The organism is Amnibacterium sp. (genome assembly GCF_051956055.1).
GTDB lineage: Bacteria > Actinomycetota > Actinomycetes > Actinomycetales > Microbacteriaceae > Amnibacterium.
In genome coordinates this window covers 64,786-85,314 of sequence record NZ_JBQCGC010000011.1, presented here as the reverse complement: position 1 = coordinate 85,314, position 20,529 = coordinate 64,786, and the positions used below count along the sequence as shown (strand labels likewise).

Below are 20,529 nucleotides of genomic sequence, written 5' to 3'. Positions count from 1 at the left end.
CCGGCCCGCGCTCCGACGACGTACCCCGCGGCCAGGCCGGCGGCGAACAGCAGCTTTCCTCGCATCTCGGACTCCAATCCGTTCCGGTTCATCGTGCGCGGGCGGGCGCATGCAGCGCCAATCGCCACAGCGGTCTTCCGGGCGGCTCCCAGCGAAGGCGGATGATCGGCGCTGGAGGCGCGCACTGGTGCCACGCGGCGCGGCCTGCGAGGGTGGAGGGGTGACAGCGCTGACAGCGGGGGAGCGCGCGGCGCGGCTCGACGCGACCGACCCGCTCGCGCACCTCCGGGACCGCTTCCTCGCCTCGCCCGGGGTCGTCGCCTACCTCGACGGGAACTCGCTCGGTCGGCCGCTCGCCGTCACGGCCGAGCGCCTGGCCGCCTTCACCCGCGATGGATGGGGCGGGAGGCTGATCCTCGGCTGGGACGAGGGCTGGATGGAGGCGCCCGAGCGCCTCGGCGACGAGCTCGGCCGGATCGCGCTGGGCGCGGAGCGGGGTCAGGTGGTCATCGGCGACTCCACGAGCGTGCTCCTGTACAAAGCGATCCGCGCCGCAGTCGCCGCATCCGGATCCCGCACCGAGATCCTGTACGCCGCGGGGGACTTCCCGACCGATCGGTTCCTGCTGCAGGGCATCGCGGCGGAGCTGGGCCTCACCCTCGTGCCGATCGCGTCGCCGCACGACGGGGGTGTCACCGCCGAGCAGGTGGCGGACGCGGTCGGCCCGCGGACCGCGGCCGTCGTGCTGAGCCACGTCGCATACCGCTCGGCGCATATCACCGACCTCCTCGAGGCCACGGCTGCAGCGCATGCCGGCGGCGCGATGACGGTGTGGGATCTGAGCCACTCCGTCGGCGCGATGCCGCTTCGGCTCGACGCGTGGGGAGCGGACCTCGCGGTGGGGTGCAGCTACAAGTACCTGAACGGTGGCCCCGGGGCGCCGGCGTTCCTCTACGCGAGGCGCGAGCTGCACGAGCGGCTCCGGCAGCCCATCCAGGGGTGGATGGGAGCGGCGGAGCCGTTCGCCATGGGGGAGACGTACGCGCCCGATCCGGGGATCCGGCGGTTCCTCTCCGGCACCCCGCCCATCCTGGCGATGCAGCCGATCGCCGACATGCTCACGCTCCTGGACGAAGCCGGGCTGGACGCCGTGCGGGCGAAGTCGGAGCTGCTGACGGCGTACGCGATCGAGCGGTTCGACGCCGAGCTCGCACCCCTCGGGGCACGGCTCGCGAGTCCGCGCGACGCCGCGCTGCGGGGGAGTCACGTCACGATCGACCACCCTGCCGCTGCCGACCTCGTCCCCGTGCTGCAGCGCCAGGGCGTCATCCCCGACTTCCGGCGCCCGGACGGCCTGCGCATCGGGCTCTCACCCCTCAGCACGTCGTTCACCGAGCTGGAGCTCGGCCTCGACGCCGTCCGCGACGGGCTCGCGGCCGCCGTCCGATGACCGACGAGCGGCATCTCGCGGTCCTCGGCGGACTGGTCGACGCGTTCGCCCTGGAACTGGACCGACATGGCCCCGACGACACCGTCGGCTGGGAGACGTGGCCCGACGTGCGCAGGCTCGCCGGCCACCTCGGCGCCGTCCACCGGTGGGCCACCCACCTGGTGCGGACGGGGGAGCGGGCCCCGCAGCCGCCGGATGGACCCGCGCCCGACCCCATGCGCAGCTGGTTCCAGGAGGGAGCCGACCTGCTCCTCGACGCGCTCCGTGTCACGCCGGTCGACGAGCCGTGCTGGGTGCTCGCCGGCGACGACCGCACCGCGGGGTTCTGGCGCCGCCGGATGGTGTTCGAGACCGCGAAGCACCTGATCGACCTGCGTGCCGCGGGCGGTCGGCCGATGCGCGCACCGGCGGAGCTCGCGCGGGAGGACGCCGCCGACGGCGTCGACGAGCTGTTCGCGGTGTTCCTGCGGCGTTCCCGCCCGACGCTCGCGCCGCTGCCCGGATCGGTGCGACTCGAGGCGACCGATACCGACCGCGCCTGGCTCGTGCGGCACGACTGGGGGATCGAGGACGGGGCCGGCGCGGGCGCGGCGCAGGTGCGGGCGCGAGCCGGCGACCTGGCGCTGTTCCTCTGGGATCGTGCGGACCCGCTGACCGACGTCGGTCGGTTCGTCGTCGAGGGCGACCCGGCGGCCGTCGCGGCGCTCCGGGACGCCCCGATCCACGTGTGAGGACGCCGCCGGGATCAGTCGGCGAACACGAACCGGGTCGCGTCGCGGGGGTAGTCGAACCACGCGAGCACGATCCGAGGCCGCAGCACCCGAAGGCCTCCGCCGTCCGATCCTTCCCAGGCGTCCGCCGTCGGCGCGTACCCGTGCGCGTGGTACTTGCCGAACGCGTCGGCGAGGCGCCGCCCCAAGCCCTTCGCCTCCGCTCGGGCCGGGTCGCTGCGCCCTTCCACGATCACCGCGTGCGCGCCGTCCTCGAGCGCCAGGCTGCACGCGGGGTTCGCGGCGAGGTTCCGGGCGTGCCGGGTCGCGGGGGAGCCGTCGTAGTAGAACCGACCCTCCAGCCAGACGCCCCAGCGCGGGATCAGGTGCGGCCGCCCGTCCGGCCGGACCGTCGCCATCCAGTAGTGACGGGCGGCGACGAGTCGGTCTTCGACCGCAGCCCACTCGAGCAGTCCTTCGTCGGTATCGGGCAGCCCGTATCCGGGCGGCAGGTCGGGGCGCTCGCGACGCGTCGGTGCGTGCATGGCCGCGACGATACGACCGGTGTCCGACACGTCGTCAACCCATTCGAACTGACATAATGTGCATTATCGGCGCACCGGAACTGGGCCCGACGGGCACGCTCATATTGTCTCTTATGTCAGGCCGAAGCGGCTGCGCTCACTCGGACGTGTGGAATCCGCCGCTCGAGTAGAGCCGCTGGCCGGTGATCCAGCCGCCCGCATCGGACAGCAGGAACCGGACGAGGTCGGTCGTGTCCTGCGGGGTCCCGAGCCGGCCGGTCGGCGTTCGCGCGGTCAGCTCGGCACGGACCTCGTCGTCCATCCAGCCCGTGTCGATCGGCCCGGGATTGACCACATTGGCCCGGAGCCCGCGGCCACCGAGTTCCACCGCCGCGGCCAGCACCGTCCTGTCGAGCGCGCCCTTGCTCGCGCCGTACGGGAGGTTGTGCGCCGCGTGGTCGCTCGTCAACGCGATGACCCGGGCTCGGACCTGCGTCGTCGGCGTCTCCGGCAGCCGCTCCGCGATGCCCTTGACGAGCAGCCAGGCCGCGCGCGCGTTCACCGCGAAGTGCCGATCCCAGTTCTCGACGGTCGTGGTCAGGATCGAGCTCTCGATGTCGATGCTGTGCGAGAGGACGAGCGCGGCGGGCTCCCCCAGCGCGTCGGCGGCCTCGAGGATCGCCACCACGGCTGCGGGGTCGGCGAGGTCGGCCTCGATCGCCCGGACCGCCGCTCCCCTACTCGTCGCCGCGGCGGCGATCGCCTCGATCTCGTCGGCGCCGCCGCCGATGCCCAACTGGGCGTCGTAGGCCGGCAGGACCGGGAGGACGAGGTTCCAGCCGTCGTCGGCCAAGCCGAGGGCGATCGAGGCGGCGATCCCCCGGCGTCGGCCGACTCCGGTGAGGATCACGGTGCGCGTGTTCGTCATGTGCTCATCGTGCTGGATCGGACCAGAAGGGGCAGACATCCGGTGGATCGCCGAGAGGCGGATCGTCCGGTTCGACGAGCTCCGGAGGAGCGGGATCGGCGGGCTCCGGAGCCGGATCGGTGAACCGGCCGCCCCACGGGTCCTCACAGTCGATCGACCCGTTCCGCTGGAGCTCCTCCTGCCAGAGCCCCGCCGACTTCGCGAGATGGTGCGGGCGGCTCGGGCTCACGAGGTTGTGCACCGCGGTGACGCCCGCGTCCTGCCACTCCTGGACGTGATCCAGATCGCACAGCTGTGCCGGGCGGTTGCACCCGGGGAACCGGCAGAGCTCGTCGCGCGTGACCACCCAGCGGCGCATGTCGGCCGGCGGGGTCCTCGTCGTCGCGTCCATCGCGAGCCGGACGCCCGTGAACGGGTCGGTCAGCACGCGGACGAACGACGTGGCCGACCCGGCGAGCTCCTTGGCCACCTCGACGGCGACGGGCCCGTACCCGTGCAGCTTCGCCTGCTCCGTGGTGCGTCCCAGTGCGGCGAGCGCCGGGATGGTCAGGATCGGGGCCGGAACGACCCCTTTCCGTGCGGGGACCTTCAGGTCTCGCCACGAGGGGTCGGCGGCCACCTTGATGCCCTCGACCAGCAGATCCATCATGATGTCGAAGCGCAGCTGGCCGACCGTCCTGGTCTCGCCCTCGTGCAGCTTCGCGGCGATCGCGGCCTTGGTGAGCGCCTGATCGAATCCGACGATCGGGATCGCCGGCCCGGTCGCCGTGATCGAGGCGCCGCTGTCGCGCCCGTGGTCGACGGTGACGCTCCGCATCGCCGCTGTCCGCTTCGCCCGCTCCCCCGCGGTGCCGTCCTGCAGCCGCTCGCGGATCGCATGCAGCTTCGCCTTCACCCGCGAGGCGGGCGCGGTGACGACGGCGTCGGCGGCCTTCGCGTCGAAGGCGGCGAGGTGCTCGGGGTCGAGCCCGTCCGACTCGCTCACCGCGAGGTCGACCGCGCGCCAGGTGGCCGCGCCGTCGAGATACGTGTTCCAGGTCTGCGGCAGATGGTCCCGGAGCGTCAGTGCCGTGTCGAGCAGGTGCGCCACCCGGAGCGGCGACATGCCCAGGCGGAGTCCGGTCGACTGGAGGAACGTCTGCGCCCCCAGCGAGTCCCGGCGACCGTACTGCTCGCCGAAGCGCCCGGCGAGGTCGCGCATCGACGCCTCGAAGGCGTCGAGCAGTGCGACGGTGCGGTTCGCGTCGGCCCGGCGCAGGTCGCGATCCAGCTCCTCGAGCAGGTCCTGCTGGAGCTCGGCGAACGCCTCCCACTCGTCCTTCGTGCTCGGGACGCGAAGGCCCCAGGGCGGGACCTCGACCCCGATCGCGGTGGAGGCGAGGTCGACCGCACCGATCGGGGCAGGGGCTCTCCCCCACTCGATCGAACGCGCAGCGGCTTCGATCGGCGAGAGCGCCGCATCGGATCCGCGGGAGAACATGTGTGCGATTGTAATGGTCAAATCACCCGAACACAAGTGCGAATCAGCGTTTGACCTGGGGATCCACCTCCAGCAGTACCGGCGAGCGCGCCGAAGGAAGCGATCGCCACGGCGTTGCGCACACCCGCGGTCAGCGGTGCTCGGCGATGAACGCCCGGACGCGGTCGGCGCCGGGGCGCCCAGCCATGTCCGGCTTGGAGAGTCGCGACCGCATCTCCTCCAGGGTGAACAGCCCGCGGTCGAGGCAGTCGCGCATCACGGTCTCGAGCTCGTCGGGCTCGAGCTCCGCCGCGATGTCGATGACGGTGCGGACCGGCGTGGTGCAGCGCAGGCCGCGGACGGTCGTGATGTCCGAATCGGGGATGTCGTCGTAGTGCACCACGATCGTCTGCTCCCCGACCGTGATCCGTTCGGTGGGGCAGCCGTTCGCGTCGACGCCGAGATCGGCGTGCTTCGTCTCGTTCATCGCACGGACGGTAGCGGCGACGGCGCGGCGGTGAGCGGGTTGTCCACAGGGCCCGAGTGGACCCGACCCTTCCCCCACCTCCGCGAGTTCGGCCCGGGAGTCCACCCGTCAACGCCTCGGGGTCCTGGCGACGTCCGCTGCGCCGGTGGCGAGTGCGGCTCTCGTCAGGACGGTCGCGCCGGCGACCGCCGCGGGCATGACGATCACGGCGCCGAACGGGATCAGGAACAGCACCCACGTCGCGATCCCGAAGCCGAGCGCGCGGGGACGGACCCCGCCGAGCGCGCGGCGGCGCTCCCCCAGCCGGTATCCGCGGGCATCGAACGGCGTGCCCGTCAGCTCGAGGGCGAGGAGCCACCCGCCGGCGAGCGCACCGAAGACGCCGCCGAGCACCGGCCCCGCGACCGGGACGAGTCCGAGCAGGAAGGCGACGACGCCCACGACGAGCGAGGCGAGCAGCAGCAGCGCGCCGTCGCGCGCCGCGCGGAGCACGCCGCGGATCAGCGGCTCCTTCCGATCCGGGGGCGCGTCACCGAGCCGCTCCTCGACGTCCCGGCTGATCCGCTCGTAGAACGGGTCGCCGACGGTGAGCACGACAGCGGTGCAGGTCAGCGCGCCGACGACGCCCACGAGCACCTGGAGCCCGAGGCCGACGGCGACCTCGAGCGCGGTGCGGAGCGGGACCGGCCACCCGCCCGCGAACCCCGTCGACCACGCCGTGATCGCGTCGAGCGAGGTGAGCAGCGCGACGAGCAGGGCGATCCAGAGCGCGCCGACCACGAGGGCCGGGATCGCGCCGATGAGCATCAGGCGCGGGCTGCTCGCCCACATCCGGAATCCGCGGCCGAGGTCCCCGGCTCCGCGGAGGAGCGCTCGCATCGCCCGATCCTCCTCGTCGTCAGAGCCGGGCGATCCCCCTCCGGATCAGCTCGGGCAGGTCGTCCGGCTCGAAGGACTCCCCCGAGGCCTCCAGCTCGTCGGCGGTCCACCACCGGGACGCCACGATGTCCTCGTGCTCGTCCGGCATCCAGCCGTCGTCGCTCGGCTCGAACCTCGCGGTGCGGATCGAGAACCAGGCCCAGTGGCCGACCTCGTACGGGTGCCAGACGGTGTTCACGTCGAAGTCGACGACGTGGAACGGCTCGCCGACCGTCTCGACGACGAGTCCCGTCTCCTCCCGCAGCTCCCGGACGCCGGCTGCCTGGAAGTCCTCGCCCGGGTCGACCCCGCCGCCGGGAGTGATCCAGCGCGGCGGGACCGCGTGGTCCTTCCCGTACGTGAGGAACAGCAGCACCCGGTCCTCCGGGTCGGCGACGACGAGCCGTGCGGTGGACCGCTCCTTCACGGCCGCTCGCCCGGGATGGGCGCGAAGCTCGACAGGTCGCCGACGAACCGCGTGTGGTTCTCCGGGATCGGTTCGACCGCCGCCGCGGCGATCTCCTGCGCGAACTCCTGCACGTTGTAGAGGCGCCCCGCCGCCTCCCGCCGCGAGCTGAGCGCTTCCGGGTTCGCACGGTTCAGCAGCTGCGCGGTCACGGTGCCCTCGATCATGTCGCCGGACACCACCACGAAGCCGATCTCGTGCTCCGTCAGGCCGGGGATGAGCGCACGCAGGGCGTCCTCGCCCGCACGCTTGCTCCTGGCGACCGCCTCGTACTCCGGCATGGTCGGCGTGGTGCGGATGAAGTGCGCCTGATGGCTGGTGACGAACACGACGCGCGATCCGGGATCCATCAGCGGCACGGCGGCCTCGAGCACCCGCACCTGGGCGTCCCGGTTCAGCTGCAGCGCGTAGTCCTCCGCGGCGCCCGCCTCCATGCCTCCTGAGGCGTTCAGCACGAGCAGGTCGAGGCCACCCCATTCGCGCACGATCGTGCGGAACAGCTCCTCGACCGACTCGCCGTCGGTGAGGTCGGCACGGACGGCGAACGACTCGCCGCCCGCGGCGCGCACCTTCTCGACGACCTGCTCGGCGCGACGGACCTTTCGCTCGTCCCGGTAGTTGATCACCACGTCGAATCCGCGGCCGGCGAGCAGCACCGCCGTGTCCGCACCGATGCCGCGGGAGGAACCCGTGATCAGGGCACGGTTGCGGATGGGGGCGGATTCGTCGGCTGCATCGCTCACGGAACCCGACGATATCGGTCCCGTTCGGCGGCCTCGATGCTACGGTTCGAGTCCCACCCTCTGGAGTGAGCCGATGTTCCCCGACCTGTTCGCCTACACCTGGGTGCTCTGGTTGGTGATCGCGGTCGTCGCCGTGGTGCTCGAGCTGCTCACCCTGAGCCTCGTGTTCGCCATGATCGCGGTCGGCTCGCTGGTCGGCGGCCTCGGCACCTGGCTGCTCGGCTGGCCGGTGGCGCTCCAGGTGGTCGCGGCCGCGGTGCTGTCCGCGCTGCTGGTGTTCCTCATCCGTCCCCTGCTGTACCGCCTGCTCGTGCACGGCAGACCGCGGCAGCTCACCAACGTCGACGCGCTGGCGGGCATGAGCGCCAGGGCGACGGCCTCGTTCGTCGGAGGCACGGGCTACGCGCGGCTCGCGAACGGCGAGACCTGGACCGCACGGCTCGACGAGACCCACGAAGACGCGGAGGTGGGCATCGGGGCCCGCCTGACCGTGGTCGGCATCGACGGCGCGACCGCCGTCGTCGCCCCCGCGGCACCGCCCGACCCACCCGGAACCGGAGCGACCCCATGACCGCGAGCGCCTTCCTCGGCCAGATCTTCCTGATCGCACTCGCGATCGTCGTCGTCATCTTCGTGATCGTCGTGCTCTCGCGGGCGATCCGCGTCATCCCGCAGGCGCGGGCCGGCGTCGTCGAACGACTCGGCCGGTACCACAAGACGCTCACCCCCGGCCTGAACCTGCTGGTCCCCTTCATCGACAAGCTGCGCCCGCTGCTCGACCTCCGTGAGCAGGTCGTCTCGTTCCCGCCGCAGCCGGTGATCACCGAGGACAACCTCGTGGTCTCGATCGACACCGTCGTGTACTTCCAGGTGACCGACGCGCGCGCCGCGACGTACGAGATCGCCAACTACCTCGTCGCGGTCGAGCAGCTGACGACCACGACGCTGCGCAACGTCGTCGGCGGCCTGAACCTCGAGGAGGCGCTCACCAGCCGCGACAACATCAACGGGCAGCTGCGCGTCGTGCTCGACGAGGCGACCGGGAAGTGGGGCATCCGGGTCAACCGGGTCGAGCTGAAGTCGATCGAGCCGCCCGTGTCGATCCAGGACTCCATGGAGCAGCAGATGCGTGCCGAGCGGAACCGGCGCGCGCAGATCCTCACCGCCGAGGGCACCAAGCAGTCCGCGATCCTCCAGGCGGAGGGCGAGCGGCAGTCCGCGATCCTGCAGGCCGAGGGTGAGGCGAAGGCCCGCGTCCTCCGGGCCGAGGGCGAGGCGAAGGCGATCCAGACCGTCTTCGACGCGATCCACGCCGGCAACCCGGACAGCCCCCTGCTCGCCTACCAGTACCTGCAGACGCTGCCGAAGCTCGCGGAGGGCCAGTCGAACAAGCTCTGGATCGTTCCCTCCGAGCTCACGGAGGCGCTGAAGGGCATCGGCGCCGCGTTCGGCCGGCCGGTTCCCGCTGAGGGGCGCCCCGCGGCCGCGGGGACACCGACCGGCTCGCCTGCGCCGGACGCCCCGTCGTCCGTGCGGCCGCCGGAGCCCGCGCCCGCGCAGCCCGCGCCTCCGGTCGAGCCCGCGCCGCCCGCCGATCCGCAGTGATCCGGACGGGCTGGTTCGACGAGCTGCTCCCCCGGATCCTCGCCCACCGCGGGCTCGCGCTCGAGGCGCCGGAGAACTCGGTGGCCGCCTTCCAGGCGGCGCTCGCGGCGGGTGCCACGCATCTCGAGACGGACGTGCGCGCCACCGCCGACGGCGTCGCGGTGCTCGTGCACGACCCGCAGCTGCCGGACGGGCGCGAGGTCGGCGCGGTCCGACTCGCCGAGGTCCGGGACGCGCTGCCGCAGGTCGCGACACTCGACGAGGCGCTCGCGGCGCTCCCGGACGCGCGGTTCAACATCGATGTGAAGCACGGCGCCGCCGTGATCCCGACCGCGCGGGCGGTCGCTGCGGCCGGCGCGGCGCAGCGGGTGCTGCTCACCTCCTTCTCCGGGCGGCGCCGCCGCGGCGTGCTGCGGCTGACGCCGACCGCGGCGACCTCGGCGTCGTCCGGCGGCATCGCCGGGGTGGTGCTCGGGCTGCGCCTCCGGACCCCTGCGATCACCCGGCTCGCGCTCCGGCGCGTCCAGGCGGTGCAGATCCCCGAGCGGGCGCTCCGCACCGACCTCGCCGCCCCGTGGAGCATCGCCGAGATGCACGCCGCCGGGGTCGAGGTCCACTTCTGGGTCGTGAACGACCCGACCCGCATGCGCGAGCTCGTCGCGCGGGGTGCCGACGGCATCGTGACGGACCGCGCGGACCTCGCCAGGGACGCCCTGCGCTGACCCTGCGAGACCCGCTCCGGGCTCTGGGAAGGTTCTGAGAAATCCCCTCCGTGGAATCCCCGGCCCCGAACGCCCGTTATACCGGGATGCGGGGAGAGGGGTACATCGATGGCTGATCGCAGTCTGCGCGGTATGCGACTCGGCGGGCAGAGCCTGCAGAGCGAGGAGGGTGTCGTCTTCTCGGAGCGGCAGGTGCGGGAGTACCGCGCCGCCGACGGGAGCACGTTCGCGGTGACGTTCGCCGCCGAAGCGGAGATCCCGGAGCGCTGGACGAGCCCGAAGACCGGGCAGGAGGGCCAGCTGCTCGAGGAGGACGGCACGCTCGCGGCCCACACCGCGAAGGTGGAGAAGCCGCCGCGCACCCACTGGGACATGCTGCTCGAGCGGCGCACCCGCGCCGAGCTCGAGGAGCTCCTCGAGGAGCGCCTGCAGTACCTGCGCGCGCGTCGAGGCAAGACCGGCGGCAAGAAGGCGTCCTAGCGCGTTCGTCGCCGAATCGAAGGGCGCCGCCTCCCGACGGAAGCGGCGCCCTTCGCCGTGTGCGGCGTCAGCGGCGGGGGCGGGGGCGGCGGGCGAGCGCGGCGAGGAGGAGCGGGAGGACGCCCCCGAGGATCGCGATCGTCGCGCCGAGCGGGACGCCGAACGCCACCGCGGGCGTGATGCCGGTCGCGAGCGGGAGGTCGACCACGAGGGTCTGCCGCGTGAACGGCTTGGCCGCGGCGAGGGTGCGGCCGTCGGGGCCGATCGCGGTCGTCGACGCGACGGTCGAGTCGCTCATCAGCGCGCGCCCCGTCTCGATGGCGCGGAGCCGGGCGATCGCGAGCTGCTGCTCGTTCTCGTCCGTGTCGCCGAAGTCCGCGTTGTTGGTCTGCGCCACGAGCAGCTGCGCGCCGTCGGCGACCGAGCCGAGGATGAGGCCGTCGTCGACGATGTCGAAGCAGATGTTGACGCCGATTCTCGCGTGGCCGACGTCCATCACGGACGGGCGGGTGCCGGGCGTGTAGTCGCGCCCGATCAGCTTCAGGAGGTCCGGCGCGAACGGCGTCCAGAACGCCCGGTCCGGCACGTACTCGCCGAACGGGACGGGCCGCACCTTGTCGTAGATCGCGGCGATGCTCCCCGAGCCCGTCCACAGCAGCGACGAGTTGTAGGTGTTCGCGCCGCGCTGCGTGATCGCGCCGGTCAGCAGCGGCGCGCCGACGGCCTCCGTGACGACCTGCAGCTGCGCGCGGACGCCGGCGTCGTGGAGCGGGTCGAACATCGCCGCGCCCTCCGGCCACACCACGAGGTCGACGTTCCTCCCGAGCGCGGGCGTCGTGGCCGTCACGGTCGCCCGGAGGTTGGCGGTCGGGTCGTACTTCGGGTCGAAGTACCCGGCGTGCGAGTCCGGCTGGACTGCGGCGATCCGCATCGAGCCGGTCACGGTGAGCGGGAAGGAGGGGATCGCGAGGATCGCGCCGGTCACCACGGCCGCGGCGAGCACCCGTGCCAGCACCGACTGGAGGCGCTGCACCCCGAGGCCGCGGGACTCGGTTGCGAGCGCGAGCCCGAGCGCGGCGAGCCAGACGACCACGAAGCTCAGCCCGGTGGTGCCGAGCCAGGCGCTGAGCGGCGCGAACGGGGACATGGACTGGCTCAGCGACACCGCGCCCCAGTCGAAACCGCCGTACGGCCACGTGCCCGCGACCACCTCCCGCATCGTCCACGTGGCGGCGAGCAGCAGCGGTTCGAGCACCAGCCGCCCGGCGGCCGTGGGCCAGAGGCGGCGGGTCGATCGGTGCACGACGGCCAGCAGGCCGCCGCCTGCGCCCACGAGCAGCGCCTCGAGGGTCCCGAGCGCGAGCAGCGGCAGCGGCCCGAGGAACAGGGTCACCCAGTCGACGAGCGAGAACCAGAACACGACCCCGAAGACGAACCCGGTCAGGGCGCCGGACCAGAACCCCCTCCCCCGCAGCGCGAGCAGCGCCCCGGCGACCGCTGGGAACGCGAGCACCCAGATGCTCGCGCCGGGGAACGCGAAGGAGAGCACGAGGCCGCTCGCGGCGGACAGCACGAGCGCGGGCAGCAGGGGCAGCTCCCCGCCTCCGGGGAGGCGCACCGGACGCGCGCGCCTGCGCACGGGCGTGGGCCTCGCGAGCACCGCGGTCATGCGCCGACGCTGCTGTACGCGACCACGCCCCGCCGGATCGCCTCGATGGCCTGCTGCGCCGTGCGGGCCGTCTTCCCCTGCCCCACCTGCGTGATCTGGTCGAGCAGGTCGATGGTCTGCTTGGTCCAGCGCACGAAGTCGCCGGCCTGCAGGTCCGCCTCCCGCAGCACCGCGTCGAGGGCGCCACCGCGCGCCCAGCGGTGCATCGCGATGCAGAGGCCCACGGACGGGAGGGAGGAGCCGGGCAGCCGGTGCGACCGCTCGAGGTCGTCGAGCCGTTCCCAGAGCCCCTCGAGGCGGTTCCACGCGTCCCGGAACGGGCCGTTGGGCAGCCAGCGGTCGGTGGCGACGCCCTCCTCCCGCCTGGCCTCGAACACGAAGACCGTCGCGAGGGCGGCGAAGGCCGGCGCGTCGAGCCCGTTCCAGATCTGCCTGCGCAGGCTCTCCGCGAGCAGCAGGTCGCGTTCCCCGTAGATGCGGGCGAGCACCCGGCCGTGGACGCTCGGCCGCACCTCGCCGTCCTCGGCCGCCTCGAGGTAGCCCTCGGCGAGCAGCACCTCGGTCACCCGGTCGAAGACGCGGGCGACGGCGCCGGTGCGGGACGCGATCTGCCCCTGCAGCTGATCCGTCTGCCGCTTGAGCCGCCACCAGCGCTCGGCCCAGCGCGACAGCTCCTCCCTGCGGGGCGACGTGTGCGCCGGATGCGCCTTCAGCCGTCTCCGGAGGTCGACGATCTCGCGCTGCCGGCGCTCGCGCTGCTTGGCGGACTGGTCGCCCGGTCGCGAGCCCGCCTTCTCGAGGTCGCTGATCTGCCGCCGGATCGACGCGTACTCGACGACGTCCCCGGAGGCGCCGCTGTCGTCGTGCATGGCCTTCTCGTAGCCGGCGAGCGACTCCTCCTGCTGCCGCACCTTCCGTGCCAGGTCGACGACCGCGCGGTCGGCCTGGTACTGCGCGAAGGAGGACTCGAGGATCGACCGGGTGCGCTCCCGCCCGAACCGGTCGATGAGGTTGATCGCCATGTTGTACGTCGGCTTGAACGAGGAGTTGAGCGGGTAGGACCTGCGCGAGGCGAGCGACGCGACGGCCTGCGGATCGAGGCCCTCCTGCCAGCAGATGACGCTGTGCCCCTCGACGTCGATGCCGCGCCGCCCCGCCCGACCGGTCAGCTGCGTGTACTCCCCCGGCGTGATCGGGACCCGCGCCTCCCCGTTGAACTTCTCGAGCTTCTCGAGCACGACCGTGCGGGCGGGCATGTTGATGCCGAGCGCGAGCGTCTCCGTCGCGAAGACGACCTTCAGCAGCTTGCGCTGGAAGAGCTCCTCGACGACCTCCTTGAACGCGGGCAGGAGGCCGGCGTGATGGGCGGCGACGCCCCGCTCGAGACCCTCGAGCCACTCCCAGTAGCCGAGCACCGCGAGGTCCTCGTCGAGCAGGGTGCGGCAGCGCTCCTCGACGATCTCGCGGATCTCACGTCGCTCCCAGCCCTCGGTCAGCCGGACGCCGTCGCGCATCGCCTGCCGGACGGCCGCGTCGCAGCCGGCACGGCTGAACACGAAGAAGATGGCCGGCAGCAGGTGCTGCTCACCGAGCAGGTGCACGAGCTCGCTGCGCGGCATCGAGAAGCCGCGCGGCGTGCCGCCCCTCGAGTGCCGGCGCCCCACGTCCTGCAGCTGCCGCGACGACATCGTGCGGCCGCCGTAGCGGGCCATCTGGGTGAGCTCCGGGTTGACGCGCGGAGTGCCCCCGGAGGCGGTCTGCGTCGCGTCGAACAGGTCGACGAGCTTCGAGCGCATCAGCACGTGCTGCTCGAGCGGCACGGGTCGCTCCTCGGAGACGATCACCCGGGTGCTCCCGCGGACGGCCTGCAGCCAGTCGCCGAACTCCTCCGCGTTCGAGACCGTCGCCGACAGCGACACGAGCCGCACCGACTGCGGGAGGTGGATGATCACCTCCTCCCACACGGCGCCGCGGAACCGGTCCGCGAGGTAGTGCACCTCGTCCATCACGACGAAGGTCAGGTCGCGGAGCAGATCGCTCTCCGCGTAGAGCATGTTGCGGAGCACCTCGGTGGTCATCACCACCACCCGGGCGCGCGGGTTCACCGCCGTGTCGCCGGTGAGCAGCCCGACGTCGTCCGGCCCGTACAGCTCGACCAGCTCGTTGTACTTCTGGTTCGACAGCGCCTTCATCGGCGCCGTGTAGAAGACCTTGTCCCGCACGGAGGACATCGCGAGGTAGACCGCGAACTCCGCCACGATCGTCTTGCCCGCGCCCGTCGGCGCGGCGACGAGCACCCCGTCGCCGTCCTCGAGGGCGACGCAGCTCGCGACCTGGAACGGGTCGAGGTCGAACGACAGACCGGCGCGGAAGGCCTCGACGGCCGGGTGGTCCTGGCGGACCCGGGAGGCGGCGTACCGCTCGGCCGGCGACAGGACCGCCGCGCCGGCGGACGAGTCCACCGGGTGCCGGGCCACGGCTACAGGCTACCCGCGCCCTCGAGGATCGCTGCGTCGCGCCGGGCCTTGCGCTTGTCGTGCACGAGGGCGATGCCCACGGCGGCGAAGTAGAGCACGACCATCGGGAGCGCCAGCATGAACATCGAGATGAGGTCGGCTGCCGGGGTGGCGATGCCCGTGAACACGGTGATCGCCAGGATCGCGATCTTCCACCCCTTGCGGATCGTCGCCCCCGCGAGCACGCCCGCGAAGTTCAGCAGAACCAGGAAGACCGGCAGCACGAACGCGATGCCGATGGCCAGCATCAGCCGCAGCGCGAAGTCGAGGTAGTCCTTCGCGTCCACGAGGGACGAGCTGCCGGGCACCGCGAACCCGACCATCAGCGCCACGATGTGCGGGATGATCAGGAAGCCGGCCCCGCAGCCGATCAGGAACAGCGGCACCGCCGAGAAGAAGAAGCCGAAGACGTACTTCTTCTCCTGCCGGGTGAACGCCGGCGTCAGGAAGGCGAAGATCTCGTAGAGCCAGATCGGGCTCGCGATCACGATGCCCACGACGAGCGCGATCTCGATGCGCACGTCGAACGCGCTCGTGACGCTCGGGAAGTTGATCGTCGCGAGCCGGCCGTTCCCGACCGCCTTCAGCGGACCGCTCAACTCCTCGAGCACGAGCTGGGACAGGAAGAACCCTGCGATGCCGGCCGCGATGATCGCGACCGCGGCGATCATGGCCCGCTTGCGCAGCTCGAGCAGGTGCTCGACGAGCGGCATGCGCCGCTCGTTATTGGCGCTCCTGCGCGCCCGCGAGCCCGTGGTGGAGGTCAGCGGTCCTCAGACGCGCGACGCGCCTGCGACTCCGGCACGACGACCGGCTCACGGTCCATGTGCTCGTCGCTGCGCTGCTTGCGGTCCTTCGCCATGTCGTCCTGCACGTCGGTGACCTCCTTGCGGAAGATCTTGATCGACTGGCCGAGGCCCTTCGCGAAGATGGGCAGCTTCGTCGCACCGAAGAGCACCAGGATCACGAGCGCGAAGATGATGAGGTGCGGTCCGTCGAAGAGGTTCCCGAGCGGCATGAGATGCTCCAGTCAGTTCGGCTCGCCTCGATGTGCGGCGATGCACTCACGGCAGTGTAACCGCGTGCGGGCCGTTCTCGGGCGCAGTCGGATAACGGTCGGTTCAGCGCGTCGACGGCTGCTCGTAGCGCGCGAGCCCCGCGCTCGCCCAGTCGTGCACCGCCTGGCGCGCGTCCTCCGGCTCGACGACCACGAGCAGCCCGGCGCGGCCGGCGGCGAGCCGTTTGAGGCCGTGCAGGTGCGCGATCCGGAGGCGCGTGCGCACCCACCCGCGGCGCGCGGGCTCGGTCTGCGGGCGGTCGCCCAGGAAGTCCGCGAGCAGCGGCAGCGCCGCCTCCGCGACCTCGATCGTGACCGAGCGGTCGCGCTTGGAGGGCTGGAAGATCCGCTCGGGCAGCTCGATGTCCTCCGGGCGCTCGGGTGCGGTGCCCGGCAGCGTCCGCACGTCGCGCATGCGATCGAGGCGGAACGTGCGGAGCGCGCGCCGGGAGCGGTCCCACGCCCGGAGGTACCAGGACTCGTCGACGGACTCCACGCGGAGCGGCTCGACCGTGCGTTCCTCCCGCTCGTCCCGCCCGTTCAGGTAGTCGAAGACGAGCACGGTTCCGGCCGCCACCGCCTCCCGCACCAGCCCGAGGCGGGTGTCCGCGCCTGCCGCGACCGCGACGGCGGCGGGGGCGCCGCTCGCCGCCCTCGTGAGCTTCGCCGTCAGGCGTGCGACGGTCTCCCGGTCGGCGTTGGCGGGCAGCGCGGCGACGTACTGCAGGCCGGCGATGAGCGCGGCCGCCTCGCGGGCCGAGAACCGGGGCGAGTCGTCGATCGCGACCTGGTGGGTGATCGCGATCTCGTCCCGCTGCTCGAGTCGGTCCCAGTCGATGTCGAACAGGTCGTTCGGCTGGTACGCCTTCGTCTCCCCCGGCACCCCGGACATGGCGATCAGCTCGACCGCGTCGCGGATCCGCTGCTCGGGCACCCCGAAGTGCGCAGCGGCCTGCGCGACGTTCACGCCGTCGTTGTCGAGCAGGTACGGGACGAGCGCGAGCAGGAACGCGAGGCGGTCCTGCACCCGGAGCGGCTGCGCGTCAGGCATCTCCGCCCCCATGTGCCGCGACGACCGCGGCGAGCCGATCGCGGACCGCTTCGACGAGCTCCGGTGGTTCGAGCACCAGCACCTCCGGGCCGAAGGCCGCGACGTCGTCGGCGAACAGCGCGAGGTCGGTGAAGTGGACGGCGACGACACCGTCGCCCGCGGGCTCCCCGCGCGAGCCGAGGCGCGCGGCCGCGTCGGTGTCCGGGGTGAGCTCGAGCAGCGCCCGGTTCGCGCGGAACACGGCGTTCAGGCCGTCGAGCGCGTCCTCGGCGGGCACGCCCTCCGGTGCCTCGAAGCCCTCCCCGGTCTCCTCCACGGCCCCCGCGATGCGGCTGAGCAGGAACGTGCGGCGGCCCTTCGCGGCGAGGTCGGTCCCGTGCACGTGCCAGCGGCCGCCGAACTGGACGAGCGCGAGCGGGGCGACCCTGCGCCGGCGCACCCGCGACTCCCCCGGCTTGAGGTACCCGAACTGCACGACCCGCCGGCGCTCGATCGCGTCGCGGAGCGGATCGAACGCGGCGTCGCGGGCCCGCAGCCGCGGGGCGAACCCGATGAGCGGCTCCTCCGACTCGATGCCGAGCGAGCGGAGCTTCATGAGCGCGCGCCGCGACTCGCCCGACAGCGAGCCCTCCCGCCAGGCGAGCGCGGCGAGGTCGAGCAGCGCGATCTCCTGCGGCGTGAACGTGACGTCGGCGGGGAGGTCGTACTCCCCCTTGGGGATGCGGTAGCGGGTGTACTGCACCGCGCCCTGGTCCGCGGGCAGCTCGATCGACTCGAGCGGCACGCCGAGATCGCGGATGTCCTCCTTGTCGCGCTCGAACTGGCGCTCGAGGGAGGCGTTGCCGCCGTTCGGGCGGTACCGCTGGCGGTACCCCTGCACCGACGAGAGGATGTCCGCCTTCGTCAGCCCCGTCTCGGTCGCGAGCAGCGCGAGCACCAGGCTGAAGAGGCGCTCCTCGTTCGAGACCGCGGCCGGCACGGCGACGTCAGGCCTTGCCCAGGATGTCGACCACGAAGACGAGCGTCGCGTTCGCCGGGATCGTGGAGGTCGACTGCCCGCCGTAGGCCTGCGAAGGGGGCAGGATCGCCAGCACCTGGGAGCCCACCTTCTGGCCTGCGAGCGCGGTGACGAGCCCCGGGACGGTCTGCCCCTTCTTGACGACCACGTCCACCGGGGAGCCGGAGGTCCAGCTGGAGTCGAAGACCGTGCCGTTCGCCGCGTCCCCGGGCTTCCAGACGACGCCCGTGTAGTGGATGACCGCGGTGTCGCCGTCGCGGATCGTCGCCCCGTCGCCGTCCTTGAGGTTCGCCACCCGGAGCTTCGACGGGGGCGTGCTCTGCGGCAGCGTGATCCCGGGGCGTCCGTCCGGCCCGAGCACGACCGAGGGCAGCCCGTCCCCCATCACCTGGTTCGTGCCGTCCGCGCGCGCGAGGTAGGCGTCGCGGACGTCGACGACCGCGACGACCGTGTCGGAGGCCGACAGGCCCGTCGGCCGGGAAGCGGCCGGGATGGCCTGCCCCGGCGGCAGCACGACGGCGAGCCGCTCACCGACCTGGGAGCACACGAGCGCCTTGCGGAGCCCGGGGATCTGCACGGTGCCGACCACGAACCGGGCGGGCGTCGCGCCGGTGTAGTCGGTCCTCGTGACCTCGGCTCCGGTCGTGCCGCTCAGGAAGGTGACCTCGACCGACACCTCCTGCGCGGCGGAGATCGGTGCGCCGTGGCCGGGTGTGAGCACGCTCACCTCGGTGCGGTTCGCGTGCAGCGGCGTCGCGAACGACACGGACGGGGCGGTGCCGACGTTCCCCGTCGCGCGGACCGACTCGGAGGCCTGGCCGGAGGAGACGGGCGGCGTGCACCCGTCGACGCTCCCCGTCCCGCCCGTGCAGCCCGTCAGGGCTGCGGCGATCGAGGCGAGGACGACGCCGCCGGCGAGGAGTCGAGCGGTCCGGTGCACGGTCAGAGATCCTGCCAGAGTCGCCGCCCTACTCGTCCGCGTCGCCGGTGTCGTGCTCGCCGGGCGAGCGCGCCTCCGCGATCTCCGCCGCCTGTCGCGCCGCCTTCCGGATGCGCTTCGGGCTCTTCTCCCGCTCGCCGATCGCGCCGGGCGTCCACAGCTCGACGTCCTCGTCGGCGAAGGTCTTCGGCGCCCGGCGGGAGGTGCGGGGTGCCTCCGCCCCTGGCGCGAGGCGCCGCGCGGTCACGAGGAACCCGGTGTGGGCGACCATCCGGTGGTCCGGTCGCACGGCGAGCCCGTCCACGTGCCAGCCGCGCACCATCGTCTCCGTCGCGAGCGGCTCGGTGAACGCGCCGGTGTCCCGCAGCGCCTCCACGACCCGCGACAGCTGCGGGACGGTGGCGATGTACGCGATGACGACGCCGCCGGGCGCGAGCGCTCGCTCGACCGCCGGCACGACCTCCCACGGCGCGAGCATGTCGAGCACGACGCGGTCGGCGACCTCCGGCTCACCGGCGTCGAGCACCGCGGCGAGGTCGCCGGTCGTGAGCGTCCACCGGTCCGGTGCACCCCCGAAGAAGCCGGCGACGTTGTCGGCGGCGACGTCGGCGAACTCCTGGCGGCGCTCGACCGAGTGCACGGTGCCGGTCTCCCCCACGGCGCGCAGCAGCCAGAGCGTCAGAGCGCCGCTGCCGACGCCGGCCTCCACGACCCGCTGGCCGATCGCGATGTCGGCGGAGGCGATGATCTGGCCCGCGTCCTTCGGGTACACGATCGCGGCGCCCCGCGGCATGGACATGACGTAGTCCGTGAGCAGCGGCTTGAGCGCCAGGTAGCGGGTGCCGTCGGACCCCGTGACCACGCTGCCGTCGGGTGCGCCGATGAGCAGGTCGTGCTCGAGCGTGCCGCGGTGGGTGTGGAACACCCCGCCCGCGGCGAGGGTGATGGTGTTGCGGCGGCCCTTGTGGCCGGTCAGCTGCACGCGGTCCCCCGCGCGGAACGGCCCGGTCATCGGGCGGCCAGCTCGAGCGCGACCGCGGCGAGGTCCTCGGGCCCGCGGCCGTCGAGGGTCGCCCACAGCCGCCAGCGGTCCCCGTCCGGCAGTACCGCGTGGTGCGGGACGCCGACCGTCGCCGCTCCGGACGCGACGGCCGCCGCGAGGCCAGGAGGCGAGTCCTCGATCGCGACGCAGGTGCGGACGTCGACGCCGAGGCGGTCCGCGGCGAGCAGGTACGCCTCCGGGTCCGGCTTCGGGAGGGCGACGTCGTCGCCGGCGACGATCACGTCGAAGCCGCCGAACGGCAGGGCGGCCGCGACCGCCTCCGCCATCCGCCGCACGGACATGGTGACGAGCGCGGTCGGCACGCCCGCGTCGCGGAGGCCGGAGAGGAGCGCGAGCGCGCCCGGGCGCCACGGCAGCGGGGCGACGAGCCGCCCGGTGACGAAGTCGGTCTGCCAGTCGACGATCTCGTCGACGGTCATCGCGACGCCGTGGTCCTGCAGCACCCGCGCGCCGTCCCGGAGCCCGCTGCCGACGAGCGTGATCGCCTGGCTGTGCGTCCAGGTGCCGCCGAAGCGGCCGACGAGTTCGGTCTCGGCGGCGAACCAGAACGGCTCGGTGTCGACGAGGGTGCCGTCCATGTCCCAGAGCACGGCGGAGGGGAGCTTCGGCACGGTCATCGGCCCTGAGGATAGCGACGCGGTGAGCGAACACCGCTTCGGCCCCGAGGCGGTCGTCCTAGGGTGGGTCGGATTCGGCGGACGCCGATGGCAGACGGAAGCGGTG

The 20,529-nt window shown here is 72.9% G+C and carries 22 protein-coding genes; 6 read left to right on the top strand and 16 right to left on the bottom strand.

Features of this window, described 5'->3' with window-relative positions; genetic code table 11:
- Nucleotides 1-220 precede the first annotated feature (220 nt).
- Nucleotides 221-1,450: a kynureninase gene (locus tag ACTHLI_RS01810; RefSeq protein WP_440181113.1), complete on the top strand. Its 1,230-nt coding sequence runs from the start codon at nucleotides 221-223 to the stop codon at nucleotides 1,448-1,450.
- Nucleotides 1,447-2,181: a maleylpyruvate isomerase family mycothiol-dependent enzyme gene (locus ACTHLI_RS01805; protein ID WP_440181112.1), complete on the top strand. Its 735-nt coding sequence runs from the start codon at nucleotides 1,447-1,449 to the stop codon at nucleotides 2,179-2,181. Before ACTHLI_RS01810 ends, ACTHLI_RS01805 begins: the two co-directional genes overlap by 4 nt.
- Nucleotides 2,182-2,195: 14 nt before the next feature.
- Here the strand turns inward: ACTHLI_RS01805 and ACTHLI_RS01800 are convergent, their stop codons facing one another.
- The 7 genes from ACTHLI_RS01800 to ACTHLI_RS01770 form a co-directional block, all read right to left on the bottom strand.
- A complete protein-coding gene (locus tag ACTHLI_RS01800) occupies nucleotides 2,196-2,705 on the bottom strand; it encodes a pyridoxamine 5'-phosphate oxidase family protein (RefSeq protein WP_440181111.1) in 510 nt (169 codons plus the stop codon).
- Nucleotides 2,706-2,841: 136 nt separating this feature from the next.
- Nucleotides 2,842-3,612, bottom strand: coding sequence for an SDR family oxidoreductase (locus tag ACTHLI_RS01795; protein ID WP_440181110.1), 771 nt, complete (start codon nucleotides 3,610-3,612; stop codon nucleotides 2,842-2,844).
- A 4-nt stretch (nucleotides 3,613-3,616) separates the two neighbouring features.
- A complete protein-coding gene (locus ACTHLI_RS01790) occupies nucleotides 3,617-5,092 on the bottom strand; it encodes a DUF222 domain-containing protein (protein WP_440181109.1) in 1,476 nt (491 codons plus the stop codon).
- Between the two features lie 130 nt (nucleotides 5,093-5,222).
- A complete protein-coding gene (locus tag ACTHLI_RS01785) occupies nucleotides 5,223-5,558 on the bottom strand; it encodes a hypothetical protein (protein ID WP_440181108.1) in 336 nt (111 codons plus the stop codon).
- A 108-nt stretch (nucleotides 5,559-5,666) separates the two neighbouring features.
- Nucleotides 5,667-6,437, bottom strand: a complete 771-nt coding sequence (locus ACTHLI_RS01780) for an EI24 domain-containing protein (protein WP_440181107.1) — start codon at nucleotides 6,435-6,437, stop codon at nucleotides 5,667-5,669.
- A gap of 19 nt (nucleotides 6,438-6,456) precedes the next feature.
- Nucleotides 6,457-6,903, bottom strand: coding sequence for an NUDIX hydrolase (locus ACTHLI_RS01775; RefSeq protein ID WP_440181106.1), 447 nt, complete (start codon nucleotides 6,901-6,903; stop codon nucleotides 6,457-6,459).
- Entirely contained in the window at nucleotides 6,900-7,685 is a 786-nt protein-coding gene (locus ACTHLI_RS01770; protein WP_440181104.1) for an SDR family oxidoreductase, read from the bottom strand. The genes ACTHLI_RS01775 and ACTHLI_RS01770 overlap by 4 nt, the downstream gene beginning before the upstream one ends.
- A gap of 73 nt (nucleotides 7,686-7,758) precedes the next feature.
- Between ACTHLI_RS01770 and ACTHLI_RS01765 the strand changes: the two genes are divergently transcribed.
- The 4 genes from ACTHLI_RS01765 (at nucleotide 7,759) to ACTHLI_RS01750 (ending at nucleotide 10,492) form a co-directional block, all read left to right on the top strand.
- The gene (locus ACTHLI_RS01765) at nucleotides 7,759-8,256 is read left to right on the top strand and encodes an NfeD family protein (RefSeq protein WP_440181102.1); all 498 of its coding nucleotides are present in this window, start codon (nucleotides 7,759-7,761) and stop codon (nucleotides 8,254-8,256) included.
- On the top strand, nucleotides 8,253-9,290 hold the full coding sequence (locus tag ACTHLI_RS01760) for an SPFH domain-containing protein (protein ID WP_440181100.1): 1,038 nt from the start codon (nucleotides 8,253-8,255) through the stop codon (nucleotides 9,288-9,290). Before ACTHLI_RS01765 ends, ACTHLI_RS01760 begins: the two co-directional genes overlap by 4 nt.
- Complete coding sequence (locus ACTHLI_RS01755; RefSeq protein ID WP_440181098.1) at nucleotides 9,287-10,012, top strand: glycerophosphodiester phosphodiesterase family protein; 726 nt, start codon at nucleotides 9,287-9,289, stop codon at nucleotides 10,010-10,012. The genes ACTHLI_RS01760 and ACTHLI_RS01755 overlap by 4 nt, the downstream gene beginning before the upstream one ends.
- Before the next feature lie 108 nt (nucleotides 10,013-10,120).
- On the top strand, nucleotides 10,121-10,492 hold the full coding sequence (locus ACTHLI_RS01750) for an RNA polymerase-binding protein RbpA (RefSeq protein WP_440181096.1): 372 nt from the start codon (nucleotides 10,121-10,123) through the stop codon (nucleotides 10,490-10,492).
- A 67-nt stretch (nucleotides 10,493-10,559) separates the two neighbouring features.
- Here ACTHLI_RS01750 and lnt read toward each other — a convergent pair whose 3' ends face one another.
- The 9 genes from lnt to ACTHLI_RS01705 all read right to left on the bottom strand — a co-directional run bounded on the left by lnt (nucleotide 10,560) and on the right by ACTHLI_RS01705 (nucleotide 20,423).
- Nucleotides 10,560-12,161 carry an apolipoprotein N-acyltransferase gene (gene lnt / locus ACTHLI_RS01745; protein WP_440181094.1) on the bottom strand — a complete coding sequence of 534 codons (1,602 nt, stop codon included), beginning with the start codon at nucleotides 12,159-12,161 and terminating at the stop codon, nucleotides 10,560-10,562.
- Complete coding sequence (locus tag ACTHLI_RS01740) at nucleotides 12,158-14,638, bottom strand: DEAD/DEAH box helicase (RefSeq protein WP_440181092.1); 2,481 nt, start codon at nucleotides 14,636-14,638, stop codon at nucleotides 12,158-12,160. Before ACTHLI_RS01740 ends, lnt begins: the two co-directional genes overlap by 4 nt.
- A gap of 2 nt (nucleotides 14,639-14,640) precedes the next feature.
- Entirely contained in the window at nucleotides 14,641-15,390 is a 750-nt protein-coding gene (tatC, locus tag ACTHLI_RS01735; RefSeq protein WP_440181090.1) for a twin-arginine translocase subunit TatC, read from the bottom strand.
- A gap of 50 nt (nucleotides 15,391-15,440) precedes the next feature.
- The gene (locus tag ACTHLI_RS01730) at nucleotides 15,441-15,695 is read right to left on the bottom strand and encodes a twin-arginine translocase TatA/TatE family subunit (RefSeq protein WP_440181088.1); all 255 of its coding nucleotides are present in this window, start codon (nucleotides 15,693-15,695) and stop codon (nucleotides 15,441-15,443) included.
- A 103-nt stretch (nucleotides 15,696-15,798) separates the two neighbouring features.
- Nucleotides 15,799-16,785 (bottom strand): helix-turn-helix transcriptional regulator, encoded by a 987-nt coding sequence (locus tag ACTHLI_RS01725; protein ID WP_440181086.1) that lies wholly within the window; start codon nucleotides 16,783-16,785, stop codon nucleotides 15,799-15,801.
- The gene (locus ACTHLI_RS01720) at nucleotides 16,778-17,764 is read right to left on the bottom strand and encodes a helix-turn-helix transcriptional regulator (RefSeq protein ID WP_440181084.1); all 987 of its coding nucleotides are present in this window, start codon (nucleotides 17,762-17,764) and stop codon (nucleotides 16,778-16,780) included. The genes ACTHLI_RS01725 and ACTHLI_RS01720 overlap by 8 nt, the downstream gene beginning before the upstream one ends.
- 7 nt (nucleotides 17,765-17,771) lie before the next feature.
- Complete coding sequence (locus tag ACTHLI_RS01715; protein WP_440181082.1) at nucleotides 17,772-18,743, bottom strand: FKBP-type peptidyl-prolyl cis-trans isomerase; 972 nt, start codon at nucleotides 18,741-18,743, stop codon at nucleotides 17,772-17,774.
- 28 nt (nucleotides 18,744-18,771) lie between these two features.
- Complete coding sequence (locus ACTHLI_RS01710; protein ID WP_440181081.1) at nucleotides 18,772-19,755, bottom strand: tRNA (adenine-N1)-methyltransferase; 984 nt, start codon at nucleotides 19,753-19,755, stop codon at nucleotides 18,772-18,774.
- Entirely contained in the window at nucleotides 19,752-20,423 is a 672-nt protein-coding gene (locus tag ACTHLI_RS01705) for an HAD family hydrolase (RefSeq protein ID WP_440181079.1), read from the bottom strand. The genes ACTHLI_RS01710 and ACTHLI_RS01705 overlap by 4 nt, the downstream gene beginning before the upstream one ends.
- Nucleotides 20,424-20,529: the final 106 nt, after the last annotated feature.